Origin of the sequence: Caballeronia sp. (assembly GCF_049581465.1) — a bacterium.
In the GTDB taxonomy this organism is placed as follows: Bacteria; Pseudomonadota; Gammaproteobacteria; order Burkholderiales; family Burkholderiaceae; genus Caballeronia.
Map to the genome: position 1 here is coordinate 1 of NZ_JBAUSA010001321.1, position 3,201 is coordinate 3,201.

At 61.9% G+C, this 3,201-nt stretch carries 4 protein-coding genes; 1 reads left to right on the forward strand and 3 read right to left on the reverse strand.

Going from position 1 to position 3,201, the window contains the following annotated elements; genetic code table 11:
* Positions 1–36: 36 nt before the first annotated feature.
* Entirely contained in the window at positions 37–171 is a 135-nt protein-coding gene (locus WCA53_RS31980; RefSeq protein ID WP_423921209.1) for an FCD domain-containing protein, read from the forward strand.
* 417 nt (positions 172–588) lie between these two features.
* Here WCA53_RS31980 and WCA53_RS31985 read toward each other — a convergent pair whose 3' ends face one another.
* From WCA53_RS31985 to WCA53_RS31995, 3 genes are all read right to left on the reverse strand, one after another.
* Complete coding sequence (locus WCA53_RS31985; protein ID WP_423921197.1) at positions 589–852, reverse strand: hypothetical protein; 264 nt, start codon at positions 850–852, stop codon at positions 589–591.
* A 97-nt stretch (positions 853–949) separates the two neighbouring features.
* Positions 950–2,122: a Rieske 2Fe-2S domain-containing protein gene (locus tag WCA53_RS31990; RefSeq protein WP_423921202.1), complete on the reverse strand. Its 1,173-nt coding sequence runs from the start codon at positions 2,120–2,122 to the stop codon at positions 950–952.
* Between the two features lie 180 nt (positions 2,123–2,302).
* On the reverse strand, positions 2,303–2,953 hold the full coding sequence (locus WCA53_RS31995; RefSeq protein WP_423921206.1) for a DUF938 domain-containing protein: 651 nt from the start codon (positions 2,951–2,953) through the stop codon (positions 2,303–2,305).
* Between the last annotated feature and the right edge of the window lie 248 nt (positions 2,954–3,201).

Here is a 3,201-nt window from a genome sequence, read left to right on the forward strand (position 1 = left end):
CCGATCGCGGCCAAGGTCAGCGGCCTGGCGGAGAACATCACGACGTGGGGTGTCGCACTCTCGGAACATGAGCGGATCTTAAGGACGCTCGAAGCCGGCGATCCCCTCGCCGCGCAGGCCGCGATCCGGTCGCATTTGAAGGCTTCGGAGGAAAGGTGGGTGGGTGGATGAACCGTCGCGAACGCGAGCTGGCGGACGGACTCAACAACCCACACAAGACGGCATTGAAAGCAAACTGAAAAAACCATCCAAATGCAAACGGCCCGCTTTGTGGCGGGCCGTTGAACACATCAACACCTATTTTCGGTACTGGTACTGCAAGCCTTCGGGATAACTAGCGCGTCCAGCCGCCGCGTTCTCACCGCGTTCTCGCCGTGTTCGATTACTGGCGCTTGGTCGCCTCCTTCTTCAACTTCTTCGCGTCCTTCTTTTCCTTGGGCGACTTTAGAGCGACCTTCTTTTCTGTTTTCTTCGCGTCCTGACTTTTACTCATGATCTACTCCGTGGTTGATCTCGCATATTGCCCGAGCCGCGCCGGTTTGACACGTAAAAATGCGTCATCGCACGCGTGGGCCCCCATCAATCCGGTTAATCGATGCGCCCGCGCAATTCCTGCGCACTGACGCGCAGCGCCTGATACCCCGAGCGGGCATGCTCCGGCAGATCGGGGTCGCCGATCAGCGTGCCGAGCGTCTCGATCACGCTGTAGAGAATGCCTTTCGCGGCACCCGCTGCCATCACGCCCGACCGATAGGAAGAGTCGACGTGCGCGATGGCGGCATCGAAGTGATCCGGGTCCGGACGGGCATCCGGGGCCACCGTTTCAGGCGTTTGAGTAGTATTGGGTTCCATGATGGTCGACCTCTTCCGGTTGTTGCCTTAAAGCCTTAAAGCATATTGCCATTCGATGCCCGGTTCGCGACGGCCCTGCCCGCGACCCAGGCCCTCTTCAGTCCGTGACCGGCTGGATCACGTGTACGCGGCGAGCCACTTTCGGCTCGCGCAATGGCGCGCCGCACTGTACCAGCAGCGACCGCAATTCGTTGATCACGGGAAACACCTCATGATTGTGATCAGCGCCTTGCCGGTCGTGCGCTTCCTGCTCGCGCTCCACGATCCACCGGTCTTCCTTGAAGATACGCTCGGTGAACCACACCAGCAATGGCCATGCTGCGTCGAGGATCCCAGGAATCTTCGGGCGCCGGATGGACAGCAGGCCGAACGTGCGGTTCGTGCGCTGTTCGGCGTCGAGCGGCACATAGCAGATCCACAGATCCATCACCATGGTCTCGTCCTTGGTGCGGATCCTGAGCGTCTGGTACGGATACTCAGTGCGGATCGTCATCACGTCCTTGTGGCTGTCGCTCGCCTTCGTGCCGCGTTTCTGGCTGAATACCAGCGCCTCGCCGATCGGCTGCTTGCCCTCTTCCCGCGCGAACGTGTAGTTGACTTCCACCCAGTCGTCACCGCGACTGCGCCCCACCGAACGCGCCTTCATCTGGCCCATCTGCTTGCGGTGCAGGAACTGATGGTTCATGTCCATCAGGTTTTCGTGCATGAAGGAGTAGTGGCACTTCACCGGTCGCCCCAGGCGACGCGTCTTGTACGCTTTGTCCCCGGCCGAACCGAGCGACGGGAACGGGGTTTCATCGGCAAGTAGCGGGTCGCCCGGGAAAATGAAGATCAGCCCTGCTTCTTCGCGGCACGGATACGAGCGCACGCCGTTGGGCAGTCTTTCGCGGCCGAGATACGGCACGTCGATGCAGCGGCCCGTGCAGTCGTAGGTCCAGCCGTGATAACAGCAGCGGATCGATTCACCGTCGACCACACCCGCGTGAAGCGGCACCTGTCGATGCGCGCAGCGGTCTTCCAGCGCGAATACCTTGCCGGTTTCCGTGCGTACGAGCACGACAGGATCGCCCGCGTAGGTCACTCCGTGGGCCTTGCCGCGCTTGACTTCGCGCGACCAGGCAACCGGATACCAGTGATCGGGGTGAATATCGACCCGACGCAGGTCGCGCGCCGGTTGCGATGCGGGTGACGGTGGCGTCTGGGACGCCGGTGATGCTTCTGACGAAGAAAGCTCGCTGGGAGCGACGTCCTGCTGCAGCGCTACATGCATGTACGATGCCTCCACGTGACGGAATCGGCTAAAAGGGAATTTTAAGAAGCGTGAAATCGAAAGTAATTCGCAGTCTACACGCCGATAGGCTTTTGAGCGCCGCGCAGGCATGACCAGACGCGAATGGGGGTCATCGCAGCGTCGAAACGTCGGATACGCGCCACCTTTGCCCGGGGAGGCTCAGACGGCGTTTCGCTTGAACACGAGGCTCAGGTTATTGGCGGGCATCGGCACGATTTCGTCCAGAGCGAAACCGTTGCGATGTGCGAGCGCCACGACGTCTTCCAGGTCGCGCACGCCCCAGGCGGGGTCGGTGGTGCGCAATTGCGTGTCGAAGGCCTCGTTGCTTGGCGCGGTGTGTTCGCCTTCGCGCTTGTAGGGGCCGTAGAGAAAAAGCACGCCGTTGGGAGAAAGATGGGCGGCGGCGCCATCGAACAGCGCAACGGCGGCGGCCCACGGCGCGATATGAATCATGTTGATGCACACGATACCGTCGAGCACGTCCGGCACGGGCCACGGGGAGACCCGCACATCAAGTGCCACAGGCGCTTTAAGGTTGGCGATCGGGTTGGCGACCGCGATGTGCTTGCGCCAAGCATCGATCGATGCACGCGATGCTTCGTCGGCGTCGCTCGGCTGCCAGATCAGGCCAGGGAGCGCTTGAGCGAAGTGGACGGCATGCTGGCCGGTGCCGCTGGCGATTTCGAGCACGACGCCGGATTTGGGCAGGACTCGATCGAGGACGGCGAGGATGACATCGCGATTGCGCGCGGCAGCGGGCGCCAGGCGGCGGGCGCTATCGTTGTCGTTATCGGGAACACTGTTGCTCACGGTGCATCTCCGGCAAGAAATGCGGCCGAGAGTAAGCGCCCGGGCATCGGGCGTCAAGCGAAGGCACCGGACCGGAATCAAGGTCGTTTAAGATTGGCGCGTACAGCCGCAACCGCTTTCCCCCGGCAAACCTGTGTATCCTGACGCACGCGTCGAAATGAGCGCAGCGCCAATCGGACCCAGCGAACGCCGCGCCCCTCGATCAACGGAGCCTCCCATGAACCCAGAAACCCCACACGGTACGGATC